Annotated in this window: 15 protein-coding genes and 1 pseudogene; 13 read left to right on the forward strand and 3 right to left on the reverse strand. The window is 58.1% G+C overall.

Features of this window, described 5'->3' with window-relative positions:
* The first annotated feature begins 1 nt into the window (after position 1).
* From cpaB to ACVWVY_RS21795, 11 genes are all read left to right on the forward strand, one after another.
* Complete coding sequence (cpaB, locus tag ACVWVY_RS21745; protein ID WP_456628309.1) at positions 2 to 958, forward strand: Flp pilus assembly protein CpaB; 957 nt, start codon at positions 2 to 4, stop codon at positions 956 to 958.
* Positions 958 to 2,151, forward strand: a complete 1,194-nt coding sequence (locus ACVWVY_RS21750) for an AAA family ATPase (RefSeq protein ID WP_456628310.1) — start codon at positions 958 to 960, stop codon at positions 2,149 to 2,151. The genes cpaB and ACVWVY_RS21750 overlap by 1 nt, the downstream gene beginning before the upstream one ends.
* The gene (locus ACVWVY_RS21755) at positions 2,148 to 3,524 is read left to right on the forward strand and encodes an ATPase, T2SS/T4P/T4SS family (RefSeq protein WP_456628311.1); all 1,377 of its coding nucleotides are present in this window, start codon (positions 2,148 to 2,150) and stop codon (positions 3,522 to 3,524) included. Before ACVWVY_RS21750 ends, ACVWVY_RS21755 begins: the two co-directional genes overlap by 4 nt.
* Entirely contained in the window at positions 3,521 to 4,453 is a 933-nt protein-coding gene (locus tag ACVWVY_RS21760) for a type II secretion system F family protein (protein ID WP_456628312.1), read from the forward strand. The genes ACVWVY_RS21755 and ACVWVY_RS21760 overlap by 4 nt, the downstream gene beginning before the upstream one ends.
* Positions 4,450 to 5,358 carry a type II secretion system F family protein gene (locus tag ACVWVY_RS21765; protein WP_456628313.1) on the forward strand — a complete coding sequence of 303 codons (909 nt, stop codon included), beginning with the start codon at positions 4,450 to 4,452 and terminating at the stop codon, positions 5,356 to 5,358. Before ACVWVY_RS21760 ends, ACVWVY_RS21765 begins: the two co-directional genes overlap by 4 nt.
* A gap of 2 nt (positions 5,359 to 5,360) precedes the next feature.
* Positions 5,361 to 6,008, forward strand: a complete 648-nt coding sequence (locus ACVWVY_RS21770; RefSeq protein WP_456628314.1) for a methyltransferase family protein — start codon at positions 5,361 to 5,363, stop codon at positions 6,006 to 6,008.
* A gap of 534 nt (positions 6,009 to 6,542) precedes the next feature.
* Complete coding sequence (locus ACVWVY_RS21775) at positions 6,543 to 7,868, forward strand: pilus assembly protein TadG-related protein (protein ID WP_456628315.1); 1,326 nt, start codon at positions 6,543 to 6,545, stop codon at positions 7,866 to 7,868.
* The gene (locus tag ACVWVY_RS21780; RefSeq protein WP_456628316.1) at positions 7,868 to 8,278 is read left to right on the forward strand and encodes a TadE/TadG family type IV pilus assembly protein; all 411 of its coding nucleotides are present in this window, start codon (positions 7,868 to 7,870) and stop codon (positions 8,276 to 8,278) included. Before ACVWVY_RS21775 ends, ACVWVY_RS21780 begins: the two co-directional genes overlap by 1 nt.
* 344 nt (positions 8,279 to 8,622) lie before the next feature.
* Entirely contained in the window at positions 8,623 to 10,278 is a 1,656-nt protein-coding gene (locus ACVWVY_RS21785) for a type II and III secretion system protein family protein (RefSeq protein ID WP_456628317.1), read from the forward strand.
* Positions 10,279 to 10,291: 13 nt separating this feature from the next.
* Positions 10,292 to 10,690, forward strand: a complete 399-nt coding sequence (locus ACVWVY_RS21790) for a hypothetical protein (protein WP_456628318.1) — start codon at positions 10,292 to 10,294, stop codon at positions 10,688 to 10,690.
* A 238-nt stretch (positions 10,691 to 10,928) separates the two neighbouring features.
* On the forward strand, positions 10,929 to 11,378 hold the full coding sequence (locus ACVWVY_RS21795) for a tetratricopeptide repeat protein (RefSeq protein ID WP_456628319.1): 450 nt from the start codon (positions 10,929 to 10,931) through the stop codon (positions 11,376 to 11,378).
* Positions 11,379 to 12,105: 727 nt separating this feature from the next.
* Here the strand turns inward: ACVWVY_RS21795 and ACVWVY_RS21800 are convergent.
* From ACVWVY_RS21800 to ACVWVY_RS21810, 3 genes are all read right to left on the reverse strand, one after another.
* Entirely contained in the window at positions 12,106 to 12,945 is an 840-nt protein-coding gene (locus ACVWVY_RS21800) for a hypothetical protein (RefSeq protein WP_456628320.1), read from the reverse strand.
* A gap of 332 nt (positions 12,946 to 13,277) precedes the next feature.
* Positions 13,278 to 13,982 carry an SDR family NAD(P)-dependent oxidoreductase gene (locus ACVWVY_RS21805; RefSeq protein ID WP_456628321.1) on the reverse strand — a complete coding sequence of 235 codons (705 nt, stop codon included), beginning with the start codon at positions 13,980 to 13,982 and terminating at the stop codon, positions 13,278 to 13,280.
* A gap of 395 nt (positions 13,983 to 14,377) precedes the next feature.
* A complete protein-coding gene (locus tag ACVWVY_RS21810; protein ID WP_456632273.1) occupies positions 14,378 to 16,165 on the reverse strand; it encodes an adenylate/guanylate cyclase domain-containing protein in 1,788 nt (595 codons plus the stop codon).
* A 268-nt stretch (positions 16,166 to 16,433) separates the two neighbouring features.
* Here ACVWVY_RS21810 and ACVWVY_RS21815 point away from each other — a divergent pair, with 268 nt between their 5' ends.
* Positions 16,434 to 16,805: a Crp/Fnr family transcriptional regulator gene (locus ACVWVY_RS21815; RefSeq protein ID WP_456628322.1), complete on the forward strand. Its 372-nt coding sequence runs from the start codon at positions 16,434 to 16,436 to the stop codon at positions 16,803 to 16,805.
* Between the two features lie 236 nt (positions 16,806 to 17,041).
* A pseudogene (locus tag ACVWVY_RS21820) lies at positions 17,042 to 17,272 on the forward strand (transposase); the annotation flags it as partial.
* Positions 17,273 to 17,308 lie beyond the last annotated feature (36 nt).

Consider the following 17,308-nt stretch of genomic DNA (forward strand, 5'->3'; position numbering starts at 1 on the left):
CATGTCATCCGCTTTGCGCCTCTCGATCATCCTGGTGCTGTTGCTCGCAACCACTGCGTTCGGGCTGATCGCATACAACATGAACCTGCCGAAGCAGATGTCCGTCGAGGTCACGGAGAAGGGGCCGGTGCCGCCTTCGACAGTCGGATATTTTGTCGCGGCACGTCCGCTCCCGAAAGGGACGTTGGCTCGCGATGAAGACTTCACGGTACGCTCGGTGCTGCCGGAACGTGTCCCGCCGGGGGCGATCCTTGAAACGCCCGACTCGAAGATCGGACTTCCCGGATCTCTGGTTCGCAAGTTCGTCGATGCCGGCAGTCCGATCACATTGCAGGACGTTTTGCGGCCGCGAGATCGGGGTTTCCTTGCCACCGTCTTGGCACCGGACAGCCGTGCCATCAGCATCAAGGTGGACGAGGAGTCTGGCGTCTCCGGGCTGATCAGGCCAGGAGATTATGTGGACGTCGTGTTGACTCAGGTGTTCGACAAGGCAGATCCGGCGCGTCGCGCCGTGAGCGAAACCATTCTGCGCAATGTTCGAGCCATTGCGATTGACCAGGAGATTGTTCAAGGCGGGCGAGCTATCAGCACGATCGTAGGTAAGACGCAAACTGTGTCACTGGAGGTTGCGCCAGAGCAGGTAAAAAAGGTCACAGTTGCCAGGCAGCTCGGAACGCTCTCCGTAGTGGTGCGGGCGGCAGTCGAGCAGTGGGACATAGCGGACACGGGCGCCATGTCGAGCTGCGATGTGTCTCCGGAAGTTGCCCGCCAAAATGCAATTGCCGGTCAGAGTGCCGCGGTCGTGATTCATGTTGGAGGTGGAGTCAAGCAGTACTCCGTCAGGAAGCAGGAATCGGGCGACAGCGTCACGACTGTCGGCTGCGATGGAACGCCGGAAGTGACCCGCCGGAGCACGACGGCGATGGATTACGCTGGCAAGTTGCCGGAGAAACGCTGATGAATATAGCCGTAGTCAGTCCGCCCGAAACGACATCCGTTGTCGCGCGCAATCGAATCGTCTGCTTCGTAAATGACGATCTTAGTGCTGCAGCCCTTCGCAAGGGCTTGGAAGGTAGCAACATATCGATCAGGCGTGGCACGATCCGTAATGCCATACGGATGCTCGAAACCGACACCGAATTATTGGCGTTGGTTGCGGACATCAGCGGAATCGATGATCCATTTGCCGAACTGGAGAGGTTGGCCGGCGTCTGCCCACCCGATGTCCGGGTGGCTCTGATCGGTGAGAGCAGGGAGATCACGTTCTACCGCGAGCTTATGGAACTCGGCTTGACCGAGTACCTTCCAAGGCCGATCACGCGGGACATGGTGCTAGACCAGCTGCGCCCGAAGCTGCTTGGCGACGTGGCGCCGAGTCCGACCGACCGTGGCGGGCATGTGATCTCGATCTGTGGTGCGCAGGGCGGTGCCGGCGCAACGAGTATCGCCATCAATCTCGCGCTGCAATTGGCCGAGACCACGAAGGCCAAGGTGGCGCTGCTCGACCTTCATTTGCAAGGCGGCGAAACAGCCGTCATGTTGGGTGTTCAGCCCGGGCCTGGTCTGCGCATCGCGCTGGAAAACCCGATGCGGGCGGACACGTTATTCCTGGAGCGCGCGGCAATTGAAGTCAACGAACGGGTTTGCCTGATCTCCGCCGATGAGGATCTGGATGCGCAGCTCGACATCACCGAGGCGGGCGTGAGACACGTGCTGGGTCTGCTCCGCCAACGGTTCAATTACATCGTTGTCGATGTACCGGTGCCGTTTCCGCCATCCATCCATCCGGTGATCACTTTTTCTCGTCACGTGCTGGTGCTGCTGGAAGCCGAGGTGACCGGACTTCGCAATGCCCATGCACTGCGGAACGCCGTCACCAACATTGCCGGCAAGGATCGGGTCTTTACTTTGCTCAACCGTGCCAATCGCCCCGGCGGCCTACCCAGGGCCGCGGTTGTCAAGGCCTTGGGGGCAGAACCAGACATGGTGGTACCCGATCTCGGGAAGGGGATGACTCAGGCGGTCAATCTCGGAATTCCAGCGCTCAAGCACGTATCGAGTCTGCGACGTCACCTCGCCCCGATCGTACGGGAGATCACGGGGCTCGGCGCCGAGCGGAAGGGAAGGCTGAGGAGGCTGCTCGGATTATGAAGACCTTTGGTAGGCGCGACGACGACACGCCAGCTCGTTTGCCGGCATTGATGCCATTGCCAGCGTCGACGCCGAGCTTGCCTGCACCGGCGCCCAGGCACGAACCTTCGCCTCAGCGGCCCCTGGTGCCGGCTTCGTTGCGCGAGCGGGTCATCGACCAGATTGAGCCGTCGGCGGCCGCGACTGTTTCGCGCGATGTCCTTCGGCGGCAGATCGAGGAAATCATCCATGGAATCGCCAACGAGGAACGGCTTGAGCTGTCAGGCCGCGAGCAGCTTCAGTTAGCGGACGAGATTGCGGATGACATGACCGGCTACGGGCCTCTGCGTCCGCTTCTGCTGGATCAATCGATCAACGATATCATGGTCAACGGACCGAGTAACATTTATGTCGAGCGAAACGGCAAGCTGGAACGGATCGCGGTACGATTCCGCGACAATGATCACATCGCATCGGTGGCGCAGAAAATCGCAGCGCAAGTTGGGCGGCGCATTGACGAATCCAGTCCGATGGTGGATTGCCGCTTGCCGGACGGCAGCCGGGTTAACATCATCTTCCCGCCGCTAGCGATCCACAGCCCCTGCATTTCCATCCGAAAATTTCCAAGTCGCCGTCTCGATATGGCTGGAATGATCGAAAACGGCACATTGACCCCGGCCATGGGACAATTGCTGGAGATTGCCGGCCGGTCTCGGCTCAATGTTCTGGTCTCCGGCGGTACCGGTTCCGGCAAGACGACGCTGTTGAACGCCATGAGCCAGTTCATCGATCACAGCGAACGCGTTGTCACCATCGAGGACGCGGCGGAGTTGCAGCTTCAGCAGCCGCACGTGATCAGCTTGGAGACCCGGCCTCCCAGCCTCGAAGGCACAGGGCAGGTGACGCAACGCGATCTCCTATGGAATGCGCTGCGGATGCGTCCTGACCGGATCGTCGTAGGTGAGGTGCGCGGCGCTGAAGCCTTTGACATGCTGCAAGCAATGAACACCGGCCATGATGGTTCGATCTCCACGGTGCATGCCAATAGTGCCCGCGATGCCCTGACCCGCATCGAGAACATGGTGCAGATGGGACAGGTCAATCTGCCGTCGCGGGCCATTCGAGCTCAGATCGTCGCTGCACTGGATATCATCGTGCAGGTCGAACGCATGCGCGATGGACAGCGTCGTATTGTCCAGATCAGCGAGGTGATGGGCCTGGAAGGGGATGTGATCACCACCAATGACATCGCAGCCTTCGAGTACCAGGAGGAGGATGTGGATGGGCGCATATCGGGCACCTATAGGTCCACCCTTGCAGTCCCGAAATTCAAAAGACGTCTGGTCTACTACGGGCTTGATCGCGTCTGGGCCGACGCCATGAGGCAAATATGATTCCGGAGGCCGTGCTCTTTACTGTTCTGGCGCTCGCGATGTGCGCAGCAGTCTATTCATTGTGGCTCGACCGTCGGGAACGACGCATGCATCGCCAGCTCGCGGTAGCTCTACCGGCCTCACATCCGGCCAGCCTGGTATCCATTCGCCGGGCGGAGACCGGGTCCCGGTCTCTGTTTCTCCACCGCCTGGCTAATTACAGGCCCGAGACGGTTTACGCCTGGCATCCGGCATATGTGCTACTGACTGCTGCCATCACGGTAGCCGCAATCTTCTATGCCAACAGCCTGCTGGGATTTTCCATCCTCTACGCGTGTATCGCGGCTGCAATTGCCGCCATGGTGGTCGTGCGAGTTCTGTTTGGATGGCAGCAACGTCGCTTCGCCAGTCAACTGTTCCGACAACTGCCTGACGCGATCCAACTGGTGACAAGTACGATTCGATCGGGTCTGCCTGTGCACGAAGCATTTCGCACGATCGCGCGCGAGATGCCGGAACCAACGGCTGGGCAGTTTGCCATCGTGTGCAGCGAAGTGAATCTGGGCAGACCACCAGAGGAAGCTGTCGAAGCTGTCTATCGGCGATCGCAAGTGGCAGAGTATGCAATGTTTGCGGTGACCCTTGCGGTCCAGTTGAAGTCAGGCGGCAGCTTGGCCGAAACCCTGCAGACGCTGGGAGACACCGTGAGTCAGCGTGTTGCGCTGGCTGCTCGCGCCAAGGCGCTGGCAGGAGAGGTGATCTTTTCCTCACGAGCGCTTGCAATCTCGCCCTTGATTGCCGGTGCGTTGCTATACGCGGCCAATCCTCAAAATGTCGATCTATTGTTCTCTGATCCGACTGGAAACAAGCTCCTGGCTTACGCAGTCGTCTCGGTGCTTATCGGGCACCTGGTGATCAGTTGGATGGTCAGACGGGAAACAGAGCTATGACTTTCGGTCTCAGTTTGGTGGCCCTCGCAGTAGCAGCCGGGACTGCGGCCTGTGTGTTGATCATCCGCGAAATGCACGTCCGTGCATTGGACGTACGGGTGTCAAACGCCGTGATGGGTATTCCTTACCGGTCAGCACCATTCCGAGACGTGACCAGTTGGTTTTCATGGCTCGGCATGCGGTATCGGCGCTTTTACGCCGAGGAAAATCTGGAACAACTACGAACGATCCTTCAATCGTCAGGTTTCAATCATCATCGAACCTTGCCGATCTGGATCGGTGTCAAGGTCGTCAGCACGTTCTCGTTCCCGGTCATTGCGCTACTCCTTGCGCAGCTTTCGGGAAGAGGCCCCGCCGACGTACTGGTCTTCACTCTGATTGGCGTGGTGATCGGAATTCTGGGGCCGCGATTGATTCTGTCGGTGCTGAAACGGCGTTTTGATGCGGCCATTCGGCTAGGCACGCCAGATATGATCGATTTGCTGGTTGTGTGCAGCGAAGCGGGAATGGGAATGGAGAGCGGGCTGGGACGTGTAGCGGAAGAAATGAAGCAGACCAATCCTGCCATGGCCTGGGTGTTGCACCGTCTTCTTGATGATCTCCGGATATTGCCAAATCGCGCTGACGCATTCGAGAATTTGGCAGCAACCTCGGATGGGCTTCGCCGGTTCGGCACCATGATCAGCCAGAGCCTGCAATACGGAACGCCGCTCAGCCAGGCGCTGCGCAGTATCGCGGTCGACCTGCGGCGAGAACGTATTACCAAGCTCGAAGAAAGAGCTCACAAGTTAGGCGCCAAGCTGACCATTCCGATGGTGCTGTTCCTGCTCCCAGCCATGTTCGTCATCATGGGAGGAAGTCCCATTCTGCACCTCCTGCGTTCGTTCGCCAGCTTCGGTAAGTAGCCATGAGCACGGTCGCCCTGTCGAAAAACTGTTCTTATGATCGGATCATGCGATTGTTCGGCAGCATGTGGTTCCTGTTGCTGGCGCTTTGCGTCGCCATCAAAATCGGGTCATCGCTTACCGATCCCTGGCCATCGCTTCTGTCGGGTTTTTGTCTTGCCATCTTCTACATGCTCCTGGCGCTGTTGATCATGACCCGGTCACCGGCAAAGGCGCATGCAGACGGCCTGCTTCCAAGGATAGCTGCGTTCGTTGGCAGCTATTTGCCATGGTCGATCAGCTTCCTGGGCAGAACCGACGAAACGCTGCCAAACCTGGCATCGACAGCTTGCGTGCTGTTCGGCACGATCATGATGCTTGTCACGATCCGACATCTAGGTCGGTCATTCAGTTTGGTGCCACAGGCGCGTTCGGTGGTGCAAACCGGTCCGTATCGATGGATCAAGCACCCGCTCTACCTCGCAGAGGAAATCGTCGTCCTGGGAGTCGTGCTGCAATACCTGACACCGGCCACGGTGATCGTACTGATCCTGCATGTGGGCATCCAGGTATGCCGAATTCTTTACGAGGAAGACCTGCTTCGGCGCAATTGCCCTGAGTATTCCAGCTACGAAGCATCGCGCTGGAGAGTGGTTCCTTATGTTTGGTGAGCGGCTATGCGTGGCCGAATTGTCATGGACATGGTTCAAATCGCTACTGTTCGGACTCCGCGATCGGAGGTGGTAAGTATCGGTCGAGGCAGGCGCGCGTATCCTGAAAAGTCTTTCATCGCGGATCAGCGCGGCGCCGTCGCGTTCGAGACGATCTTCGTTTACATATTCTTAGTGGCGTCCCTGCTTATGCCGCTCGCCGACGTAGCCGCCGCGGGCTTCCGGTTTATCTCCGCGTGGACGGCGTTGCGCTCCTTCGGACAATACATTCAATACAAGAATCCGCCAGATCCGGCGAACCCAGGGAGCTGGGCATCGGGGCTACGGACGACCGTCGCCGGCTATACGATCGGCAACATCCAGGTCATGTGCGGGAGCGCTACCTGCTCCGCGGGCAACGTTTCGCAAATTCCCAAGTACTTTACATTTACGACAACTGTCACTCTGGCCCCGATTGTGTTGAGACAGGTGCTGTGCCCGACCAGTTGCACGTACACGCTGGCTTACTCAGAACGCTTCCAATAGGAGTTTTCCATGCGTCATCTGCTCCGTTCCCGACGAGGCTCGGCCGCATTCGCAACGGTCATCGCTCTCGTGCCGCTCATCGGAGTGGTCGCACTCGGGGCCGAGGGCGGATCGTGGTACGTGACCAGGCAACACGCGCAGAACGCCGCCGACGCGGCGGCTTTCTCGGGCGCCTTGGGGCTTGCGTGCATTATCGCTGGTGCGACTTGCCCTTCGACAGTGGATTATTACGGCAAGGAATTCGCGGCACAGAACGGGTTCTGCAACTCCGGCGACACCGCCTATCCGGGCACCAACTGTACGACCGGCCTTGCGAGCGGAATCTCGCGGGCCGTGCAGATCGATACCGGCAATTACAATGCGGGCACGTTCACAACGCCGGCTGCAGGCACCGGTAACGCCGTTCGCGCCAGGGTCAGCCAACAACAACCGGCCTACTTGGCGGCAGTGCTGGGTTTGACCACGGTCAACATTCCCGCCCAGGCCATCGCTCTGGTCCAGCAGCCAAACAAGGTGTGCGCCCTGGCGCTTGGACCTGACTCAGGCGCACTCAAGCTTGCTGGTAACCTCAGCAACAACGGAACTGGCTGCGCGCTGATGTCCGATACCAGTGTTCAATTTGCCAGCACTCCAGCTTTCACCGGTTCGGGATGGGCCGTTTATGGCGTAAGTGGCTGCACCCCCTCCAGCTCCTGTACCAATCCGGGCGTGCCGCACAACTATTTCATGCCGTACGCAAACAATCCGCTCAGCAAACTGGACACCAAATCGTTCAACAGCAGGACTGGTAACACAACCCCATCATGCCCTGTTCAGGCGGATGGGTGGAAGCATTGCACGCCGAACAGCGGGGGGACTGGAGCTTACGGCAATTTCACGGTGTCGAACGGGGACAAGTACGTTTTGGATCCGGGAACATATTTCTTCTACAATGCAACCATCAAGATGACCGGTGGAAACCTGAAAGGCACAGGGGTAACCCTCGTATTGCTCGGAGATTCGAAGCTTAGCATCACCGGGGGGACGGTTGATCTCTCCGCACCTGCTACCAACAGTTTCTCGTCTGATCTGAATGGTGTCCTGATTGATGATCAGGCCCCGAACAAGTCCAGCAATCAGGTCAAGGTAAATGGTGGTGGTACCGTCAGTCTGGGCGGCGCCATGTACTTCCCACACGTCGACGTTAGTTGGGCCGGAAACACTGCCAGTGCCAATACGACCTGTGCGCAGGTGATCGCCAAAACACTCGACATGAGCGGTGGCGCCTACCTGAGCACGCAAGGGTGCGCTCCGTCCGTCATCGTTTACACCCAAGTCGTTTCTTTGGTGCAATGATGAGAAAGCTCGACAATCGCGGCGCCTCGTCCTTCGAGCTTATCCTCGTCTTCGTGCCGCTTTTCACATTGATCTTCGGCATCTTCGATCTCGGACGCTATACGATCACGATGCAGTCCTTGCGGACGCTCGCGGGCGCCGGCGCCCGGGCGGTCATGATTCAGTGCTACACGCCCGACGTAGTTCAAAATCAGTCGCCGGCCGGCTGCACCGGCGACCCCATGTCCACTACCGCTAAGCAGAACGCGGCGCCGTTCCTGTATCGCGGCGGTCTCACGCCGACGTTGAGTGTGGCATCCAGCGGCAACAATTTGACGGTTACAGCTTCTCAAACCGGCTTCGCCATGCTGATGCCGATATGGGGCACAGCACTCAATGCACCGAGCGCCTCCACAACCATCCCCTTCTAATCGGGGGGCAGCGCAAATGCACGCAAGCGGGCACAGCAGTGGTGCCTTGGCAACATTCAAAAGTTTTCGCCGGCGTTGCACAGCCCGATAGAGGTCTCTCCTTGCCAACGATGCAGATGAAGGGATGATGATTTTAGTGCCGCATTCGCGGCGAAGACTTGGCCTCTGTGAGGCGACGCTGAGTTTGTGCGTGAGCCCGGTTTGCGTGGCGACAAGGAATTCGAACGTAACGATTTATATTGGAGCAGCTTGTAAGCTCTACGACCTGGTGTGCGAGGGAAGTTTTAGGACGCCGAGGCCGTAAATTTACGGGGACGGAAGTGGATTGCGGCGAGGGGATTCGAATGAGGGGCGGGCGCGTTTTTTGTAAGCCACGAGGGAGGCTTTTTTCCTCGAGCACGATAGTTCTTGTCGCTGCGCTTGCCTTGTTTGATGCCGCCGATCAGGCGGGGGCGGCAGATCGGCGGGGCTCCTCCAGCGGCGTCTTCGTCAGCGAAATGAACGACGTCCAGCGGGTCAAGGTGACCCTCAACAAGTCACGCACCTTCAAGGTCGATACAGCTTTTTCGACGATTGTGGCGGGTTCGCCTGACATCGTCGACGTGAAGTCGCTGAGCGATCACCTGATCTACATCCAGGGCAAGCAGACCGGCACCACCAACGTCATCCTGTTCGACTCTTCGATGAAGCAGATCGGCATCCTTGATGTCGAGGTGGCGATCGACACCGGCAATCTGCAGCAGAACATCCGGACCAGCACCGGCATGCAGGGAATTCGCGTCTCGGCCTCCGAAGGGCAGGTGGTGCTCAGCGGAACCGCCGTCGACGCCGTCGCCGCCGAGCGCGCCATGGCGATTGCCACCGGCTCCGTCGCAAAAGGGGGCGTCGTCGTCAACGCCATGAATGTTGCGGCGCCGCAGCAGGTTATGCTGGAGGTGCGCTTTCTCGAGGTCAACCGCCAGGCAGGCCGTGACCTTGGTGTGAACCTTTATGCGGCGAACGCCAACGGGACCAATGTCGGGAATACGGGGCTTGGTGGGGCAACTAGCGCGACCGTCCGACAGCCGATCGGTGGTATCAATACGGTCCAAAATCCCATTGGTAATACTGGTGGTACGCCTGTTGGTGCTTCTCCTACCGGCAGTCTTCCGATACTCGGAACAATTGGGACGTTAGCAAGCAGCGCGATTAACGGAGCGGTCCCGTTCGGTAGCTTGCTAACCAGCGTCCTCAGGACGAAAAACGGCGCCTCGGTTGACCTGCTGGTAACAGCTCTGGAAACCAAGGGCCTGTTGCGTCGGCTCGCCGAGCCAAACCTCATGGCGCTGTCCGGCGACGCCGCGCGCTTCCTGGCCGGCGGTGAATTCCCAGTGCCGGTAGCCTCCACGCCGGTTGCGGGCGCCTTTCCCACCGTTACTATCGAATTCAAGAAGTTTGGTGTTGAGCTGGCCTTCGTGCCCACCGTTCTCTCGCGCGGCGTGATCAACCTTCGGGTCGAGCCGTCGGTGAGCGAGCTTGATTTCCAGAACGCGGTCACAATTGGGGGGACGACCATCCCGGCGCTGTCGCGGCGCGACGCCCGCACCACGGTCGAGTTGCGCGACGGTCAGAGCTTCGCCATCGCCGGCCTGCTGCAGACCCGTAACCGGCAGGACGTCTCGCAAGTGCCCTGGATCGGCTCGGTGCCTGTGCTCGGGACGCTGTTCCGCTCTTCGTCCTACCAGCAGCTGGAAACCGATCTGGTGATCATTGTGACGCCGCGTCTGGTTGCGCCGGCCGTGCCCGGACAGGCGCTGGCGTCGCCGCTCGACTCGCGGCTGCCGGCTAACGATGTCGACTTCTTCCTTAACGGTCAGATGGAAGTACGCAAGCGTTACAACGATTACGTAAATTCCGGAGGCGACGTCAAAGGACCTTATGGTCACATCATCGCTCCCGAGCTCAGGCAGCCGGTACCGGCCGCCGTTTCGGATCAGCCAGCTATCAAGACGTTGAACTGAGGGAGAGAGAGAGATGACGGTTAAATGCCTGGCTATACTCTCTCCGCTTCTGTTGAGCGGCTGCTACGGACTTTACGGTCACGACGAAGTAGACCGGTATTTCCAGCGTTCCGACACCATCACGATGAGTGCTGGCAATGCCAAACAGGTAAACGCCGTCACCCATACAATCCATCCGTGGCCGCGAAACGTCGGTGATCGCAGGATCGCGTACGACGCCCGGCGCGTGGGCGCCGCCGTGACACGCTATGGTAACACGAAACAGCCGGTGGATCAGCTTCCCGACATTGGCGATGCGACGAAACAGATGGGCGTGCGGTCTACCCCAACCCAGAACATCAACGTAGAAGGATTGGGGGCTGGAGCGGCTGCTGGCGTATCGGTGCCGGTCGGTGGGGGAGCGGATAGGTGAAGGAGCCAGAGGGTCGCAGCCTCGAAGCGAGAGCGCGTATAGCCGCCCTCGGACCAATTTCGTGTAATTCTTTTGGTCGTTCTGGTGGGATTGATTGCGGTATTCGGCCAGATGCATTGACGCTGGAGCGGCGGCTGCGGGGTAGAGAGAAATGCGACGTCTGTTTCTAGCGCTGACCTGTTGCTGGCTGGGGACAGGCCTTGCGGCGTGTGACCAAACGTTGAGGGAAGCCGCAATCGTGGCTCCGGTGGATCCGCCGGGCGGGGACCCCGTGCAGGAACCGACGGACGTCAAATATTACCCTTCAGACGAGCCCGTGCGTCTGGGGCTGGAGCATTTCAACCGCGGCGCTTACGGGATCGCCCAGCGCTATTTCAAGGACGCCGTCGAGAAATCGCCGAGGGACGTAACGGCCTGGATTGGGCTCGCAGCGAGCTACGATCGGATACGTCGTTTTGATCTTGCCGATCAGGCTTATGCGCAGGCGATCCGGCTGGGGGGCGAAACCGTTCAGGTCCTGAATGATCAGGGATATTCGTACATGCTGCGCGGCAATCTGACTGCGGCGCGGCGAAAGTTTGAGAAGGCTTATTCGCTCGATCCGGGCAACCCGGTGATCGCCAATAACCTCGAGCTTCTCAATGGCAGCCGGCGGTTCATTGAAAGGCCGCCGAATAATCAGCCATAAATAGAACGGCTGCCGTATCAGTTTGATCTCTGTTGATATTCTATACAGGCGAGAAGGCACGCCTCGTGGCGGGGACCCTTTAAGATGAGTTAAACGTCTTTGACGTATGGCTTGTCTCATGAACCGCCTCTTTAAACTGCAGTTCCTGGGACCATTCGCGCTTTTTGTCACCACGCTTTGCGCGGAATTGGCTGCGCGTGCCCCTTCAAAATGCTCCCAGCTCTGAACTTCTCTGGTTCATCAATCGCAGGATCTTCGGCATCTTTCAGCGAAGCCACTTGATGTTGAGCCACTTCATCCCGATCGATGGGTTTCAGTTCTTCGGGCTTGCGCTTCCGATCTTCCTGCTCGCCTGCCTAGGGCTCTCAACCAGGTCCAGGCCCCTTTCACGGTCGCAACTCAATTAAGCGCAGCCTATGCGGGCGTTTTGCTCCTCTCCTGGCACGCTTTACCCATGGCCACGCAAGCATCGCTTGGACCCATTATGGTCCCGTCGGGTACTGGCCTGTACGTGATGGCGACCATCTTAGGGACTTGCCTTCTGTCCTTTGCGGTCACGCACCTGCTCTATTTCCCTCGCTGTGCGAGCGGAAATTAAGGTCCTGGCAAGTTGGCTGCGGCCTATCCCGTCTCGTTGCAACAACCGCATCCCTTCTTCGAACTGCGTGGAAGAATTACAGCGCGTTCAAAATCCCAACCGCTTGTCGGCGGGCAAATTCCAGACGATCTAATACGGCGGCAACACTGCGTCAGCCTGGCGACTCTCTTTTCTGACAATGACAATTGCGCCATCGCGAATGGCAAATCGGGCGCCGAGAAGCTTGGGCACTTTGTCGGTGAGAGGCGAAGGGAAAGCGATCGTGCCGCTGGTGACGGGATCGCCGACGTTAATGGCTGGTGCCGTTGCGCCCGCAGTTGGCGCCGGCTTGATGTATTCACGGATCAGCTGAGTTTCCTCGCGCGAAAACGTGAGCGGCGCCGCCTGTTGGGACAAATTTTGCGCCAGAGCTTTGGCCTTTTCGGCGGCCGCCCTGATCTCCGCCTCCCTGGCTTTTGCCTTCTCCACCTGTTCAAATTTCGCGAGCCGCTCCCTCAGGGGAAACAATTCGCGTTGGAGCGAGGTGATTTCGGCTTTCAGGGATTTGATCTGCGTGAGTGCGACCACCGCGCCGGCGCAGATCGTGATGACCAGGAAGGCCAGGAACGCAAATGTTGCGCCGCCAATTTCTGCGGTTCTGCGCGGGGCGGTTGCCTTCGGTGCATCGCGCACCAGATGGCCGCGCCAGATGCTGCCCCGTAGCCGAAGTCTTGCGGCGATCGCCTTGAGCAGGTTCTGTCGGCGCGAAACCTTCCAGGGGGCCGCTTGCAATCCGGAGTCAAAACCCCGCATCAAGAAGGGAGGGGCATTCGGCGCCGTCCCCTCAACGGAATCGGTCCAGATCGGTTGACTGTAGTCGTGAACACTGTTGACCGGATGTGCACGCTGACTCTTCGGTTGATCGCCGGCAACGGCTCCGGCGGACGTTTCGCCGTCCTGAGAGCCATCGCCCGGCTGCTTAAAATCCATCTGGAGCCTGCCTTTGCTCATGTTCTTCGGTCGCCGCCGCTGAAAGAGATATCACGCAGGAGCCATTGTTGCGATTGTCGCCGCCTTACGGATCAAGAAGGCGGGAGCATCTGAGGGGATTTCAGCGCCGTTACGAGGTGCGGATGCTTCCTTGCTTGGTGCAGTTAAACGATCTTTGTCCATAGGACGTGATCACTTTCTTTCATTGGTCACTCGGGGGCCGTTGGATTAAGGGGCAAACAGAACTTTCAGGTCGGTGGTTACGTGAGCCAACTGGCTCGACGACTTGGCTATCTCGGCATTCTCGGAATCGGCAAAGGTGCGAGTGATCTTTAGCGCATAAAAGATCCGTTGTTCACATCAATGCAAATGCCGTTGATATAAGCTGGGGCATCAAGCGCGAGCCACGCCACTGCTCCAGCAACCTCCTCGGCGTTCGCGAATCTTCCTAGGATTGAGGCGGATTTCATCGCCGCCTTTCTAGCTTCTGGAATTTTTAGGAGCATGTCAGTGTCGGTTGGTCCAGCAGCTACCGCGTTGACTACAATTCCTTTAGGGCCCAAAGCACGCGCTAGACTCTTTGTGGCATTCAATAAGCCGCTCTTGGTTGCACCATACCAAATATCTGGATGACCAATATGAGCGGCAATTGATGTATTATTGACAATCCTGCCTCCACCCTTGCCGGCCATTAGATTGCCGTAGCGCCACATCAGGTGAACGGGCGCGATCAGGTTGAGATTAAAGATGTGATTTCGACGCACATCGTCGTATTGGTCCAACCCAAATCCGTTCATGTGTCCCGCATTATTGACCAGTACATCTATGTTCGGCTTGCGTTGAACCAATTCTTCAACATTCGAAAGAACCGATAGGTCTAACTCGACGATCTCAACTTCTTTCGCGAGGGTACTTGGTGTGCCTTTGGCGTCGTGAGTAACAACCACAACGTTCATGGCCCTCGTCAAAAAGATTTCTGCAGTTGCCAACCCTATTCCGCGTACGCCACCAGTCACTAAGGCAGTCTTGGTCGACATGGTGTTCTCCTTTGGGCTCATAACGTTGCTACATCTTTAAGGATGCTCCGTTTTACCAGTAAAGCTGCGTATTCTTGGCTTAGAAGCAGGGGGTTGAGGCACTCAAATTCCAACCAAAGTTTTTCAAGGATGACTTGTCGCACGGCAGCGAAAGCTCCAGCTGATAGCTGAGTTACGATGTCGGGAGCCTCAGAAAGCTGGTCACGCACCAACAACATCGTATAGCACCAAACTACCCAATCCGAGGGCTCCCGCATAGGTCGATCAAACGATATCGACTTCCGCTGTTGGCACATTTGAGACATGCCGACGCACGGTAACGATGTCTGGTTATAGGGGTAGAGCGGAAGTCGTCGGTACGTGGCCAAACCGACGCGAATGACCCAAAGGCGACATCACCCCTCCGGCACCCCGGCGAGGCGCAGGCCTTCCAAGAGGCGCTCCCATTGAGCGAGGAAGGTTGGATTGTCGCTAGCTGCGCCAGACCGAAGCCGGCGAAGGGTGAAGTTTGAATCGAGCGCAAGTCCAGCCTGCACGGCGACCCGCGCCTGATCCGGCGAGCCGAGCCGCGCTAGGCCAGCGGCGAGTTGGAAATGCGCAATGGACCAATTGCGGTTGACTTCGATGCTGCGGCGTAGCCACGCGACTGCTTCCGCGTCGGCACCAAGCATCAACTTCGCCATGCCGACCCATGCCATCCACCGGAAGGCGAAGACATCGCGGGGAGAAAGTCGAAGCGCCTCGTGGATATGGCCTTCGGTTTCTGCGGCGCGACCGAGACGAAGCTTGGACCAACCGATGATAGCATGCGCGTCCACCAAATTTCGATCTAGCGCCAATGCCTGCTCGCATTCAGCGACGCCCTGAGTCGCGCGGTTTGTGAGGGTAAAGGTCAAGCCCAATGCCAAGTGGGCCAAGGCATTGTCCGGGGCGAGGGACAGAGCCTTGGTTGAGGCCGCTTCGGCCGCCGCAAAGCGCGCAGCCCGGTCGGCGGAAACAAACACACCGCCAATTACTGCATCAACAATAGCCGAAGCGACCAGTGTCCCAACATTTTGAGGGTCGACCGCTAGGGCCCGCTCGAAAAAGCCTTGTGCCAGGGCAACATTTTCGGGGGTCAGCCCCTTATTCAAGCAAGCATAGCCCTGAAAATTCAAGTCCATCGCATCAGGATGCAACGAACGTTCCGCTCGCCGCGCTTCGATAACAATCAACTCGGCATTGAGCATGTTCGCGAGCCGCGATACGATTTCGTCCTGCATATCGAATAGGTCGGCGACAGGCTTATCGAACCGTTCGGCCCAAAGGTGATTACCTGTTTCGGCGTCGATTAGCTGCGCGTTGACCCGAAGTCGATTGCCGCTACGCTGCACAGAGCCTTCGAGCACATACCGGACGTTTAATTCGCGGCCGATCTGTTTGAGATCAACCGCTTTGCCTTTGTAAGTAAATGCGGTGTGCCGCCCGATCACGAGCGAGCCGCTGATGCGCGAGAGGTCCGTAGTCAAGCTCTCGGTTACGCCGTCGACAAAATAGTCTTGCTCGGGATCGCCTCCGATGTTCGCGAATGGCAGCACCACCATGGACAAGCGCGGGGCTGAAGATGGACATGGTTTCGTGCTGCCGCCCTTTGTCGCCAGGCCTAGCCTATCCCCGACCACGGCATAGGCCTGGACCGGGCGGGCAATATTCTTGAGGCTCTGTTCGCCCAGATCAGCAAACTCAACTGCGACCTTACCCCGAACTTGATCGTAAGCAGAAGACGAGATGCAGATGCCGCCGGGTTCTGCGATGCTCTCAAGCCGCGCCGCGATGTTAACGCCGTCTCCAAAAATGTCATGACCCTCGACGATTACGTCGCCGATATTGACGCCCACACGGAAAGCAATGCGCCTGTCTTCCAGCTCATCGATTGTAAGTTCCTTGATGCGGGTCTGGAACTGCACAGCAGCGCGGACCGCTTCGACCGCGCTCGGAAACTCTGCCAAAAACCCGTCGCCGGTGTTCTTCACAGTGCGGCCGCCGTGTTCGGCGATTGCTGGCTCGACAGTTTCCGCGAGGAGCGCCCTCAGCTTGGCATGGGTAGCCTCTTCGTCATTGTGCATGAGCCGCGAATAGCCAGCCACGTCGGCCGCCACTATCGCCGACAACCTGCGTCCGACCCGGTTTGCCTGCTCTTGCACCGTGGCGCGCAATCCAGAGCTCACCGTACGACGGATCGGACGGAAGTGCCAATGCGTTTTGACGGGATGCCCGCCCAAGCTGATGTCGGTTAATGGCACTGTTGAGACATGCTCGCTGGCCCTGACGACGTCCGTTTACAGGGGAAGACCGGAAGTAGTCGGCCGACGGCCAAAGTGACGCGATTGACCCGTAACGGGCATTTTGGCCATGTATCGGGATGTTCGTAATGCTGCTACCATTTGCTCATTGATGGTGTGGGAGTTGGCGATGGCGGCCGATACGAGCTTCAGCCTCTTTACTGGCAATGATATCGAGACCCGCAGAATAAGAGCCGGGGGTGTCATTTTCCGCGAAGGCGAGAAGGCGGATGAGCTTTTCGTTATCAAGAGCGGTTACGTTCGCATTCAAGTCGGCAACAGAACGATGGCCGATCTTACGGCTGACAATATTTTTGGTGAAATGGCTCTGATTGATCGCGAGCCGCGGAGCGCGACTGCCGTGGCGATCAGCGACGTTGAGCTGGTTCCCATCTCGGAAAAGCAATTTCTTTTTCTTGTAACCCAAACCCCGTACTTCGCCCTCAAGGTAATGAGGATCCTCGCACAACGATTAAGGGTGACGAGTAAGTCGCTTGATTGATCTTCCCGCGCTAAAGTTTTGCACCGAGGGTTTGGTTTTTTCGGGTCTCAGCTACGAACGTTACATGTCTCGATTTGGCCGATATGGTTGAAAAAATCGAAAATCGAACGACCCTAAAAATCTCGCGAAAGTTGACCTTTGGATCTCTCTGCTGCTGCTGCGTCGCTTTTCAGCGCCAGTAGGAGGTACGCGATCGATTTTGGATCAACCGACATGGTCCCTCATATCAGCTTCGAGGGGTTGAGCCGGCGGCGACTGGTCGGCCGTCGTATCACCCCTCGGTGCTGCTCAAGCTTTACATTTATGGCTATCTAAATCGGGTACAGTCCAGCCGGCGGCTGGAGCGGGAGTGCCAGCGCAACATCAAGTTGGTCTGGCTGACCGGCCGCCTGGTGCTAGACTTCAAGACGATAGCCGACTTCCGCAAGGACTATGGCGAGGCCATCCGAAAGGTCTGCCGTGAGTTCGACTTAAAGGAGACCGCGGCGACGGCTCCGGCAGAA

This window comes from Bradyrhizobium sp. URHC0002, assembly GCF_054059515.1.

Coding starts and splice junctions, on each gene's coding strand:
- ACVWVY_RS21800 (WP_456628320.1), bottom strand. CDS start 12,945: ATGGATTTTAAGCAGCCGGGCGATGGCTCTCAGGACGGCGAAACGTCC.
- ACVWVY_RS21805 (WP_456628321.1), bottom strand. CDS start 13,982: ATGTCGACCAAGACTGCCTTAGTGACTGGTGGCGTACGCGGAATAGGG.
- ACVWVY_RS21765 (WP_456628313.1), top strand. CDS start 4,450: ATGACTTTCGGTCTCAGTTTGGTGGCCCTCGCAGTAGCAGCCGGGACT.
- ACVWVY_RS21790 (WP_456628318.1), top strand. CDS start 10,292: ATGACGGTTAAATGCCTGGCTATACTCTCTCCGCTTCTGTTGAGCGGC.
- ACVWVY_RS21770 (WP_456628314.1), top strand. CDS start 5,361: ATGAGCACGGTCGCCCTGTCGAAAAACTGTTCTTATGATCGGATCATG.
- ACVWVY_RS21780 (WP_456628316.1), top strand. CDS start 7,868: ATGAGAAAGCTCGACAATCGCGGCGCCTCGTCCTTCGAGCTTATCCTC.
- cpaB (WP_456628309.1), top strand. CDS start 2: ATGTCATCCGCTTTGCGCCTCTCGATCATCCTGGTGCTGTTGCTCGCA.
- ACVWVY_RS21815 (WP_456628322.1), top strand. CDS start 16,434: ATGGCGGCCGATACGAGCTTCAGCCTCTTTACTGGCAATGATATCGAG.
- ACVWVY_RS21755 (WP_456628311.1), top strand. CDS start 2,148: ATGAAGACCTTTGGTAGGCGCGACGACGACACGCCAGCTCGTTTGCCG.
- ACVWVY_RS21775 (WP_456628315.1), top strand. CDS start 6,543: ATGCGTCATCTGCTCCGTTCCCGACGAGGCTCGGCCGCATTCGCAACG.
- ACVWVY_RS21785 (WP_456628317.1), top strand. CDS start 8,623: ATGAGGGGCGGGCGCGTTTTTTGTAAGCCACGAGGGAGGCTTTTTTCC.
- ACVWVY_RS21750 (WP_456628310.1), top strand. CDS start 958: ATGAATATAGCCGTAGTCAGTCCGCCCGAAACGACATCCGTTGTCGCG.
- ACVWVY_RS21760 (WP_456628312.1), top strand. CDS start 3,521: ATGATTCCGGAGGCCGTGCTCTTTACTGTTCTGGCGCTCGCGATGTGC.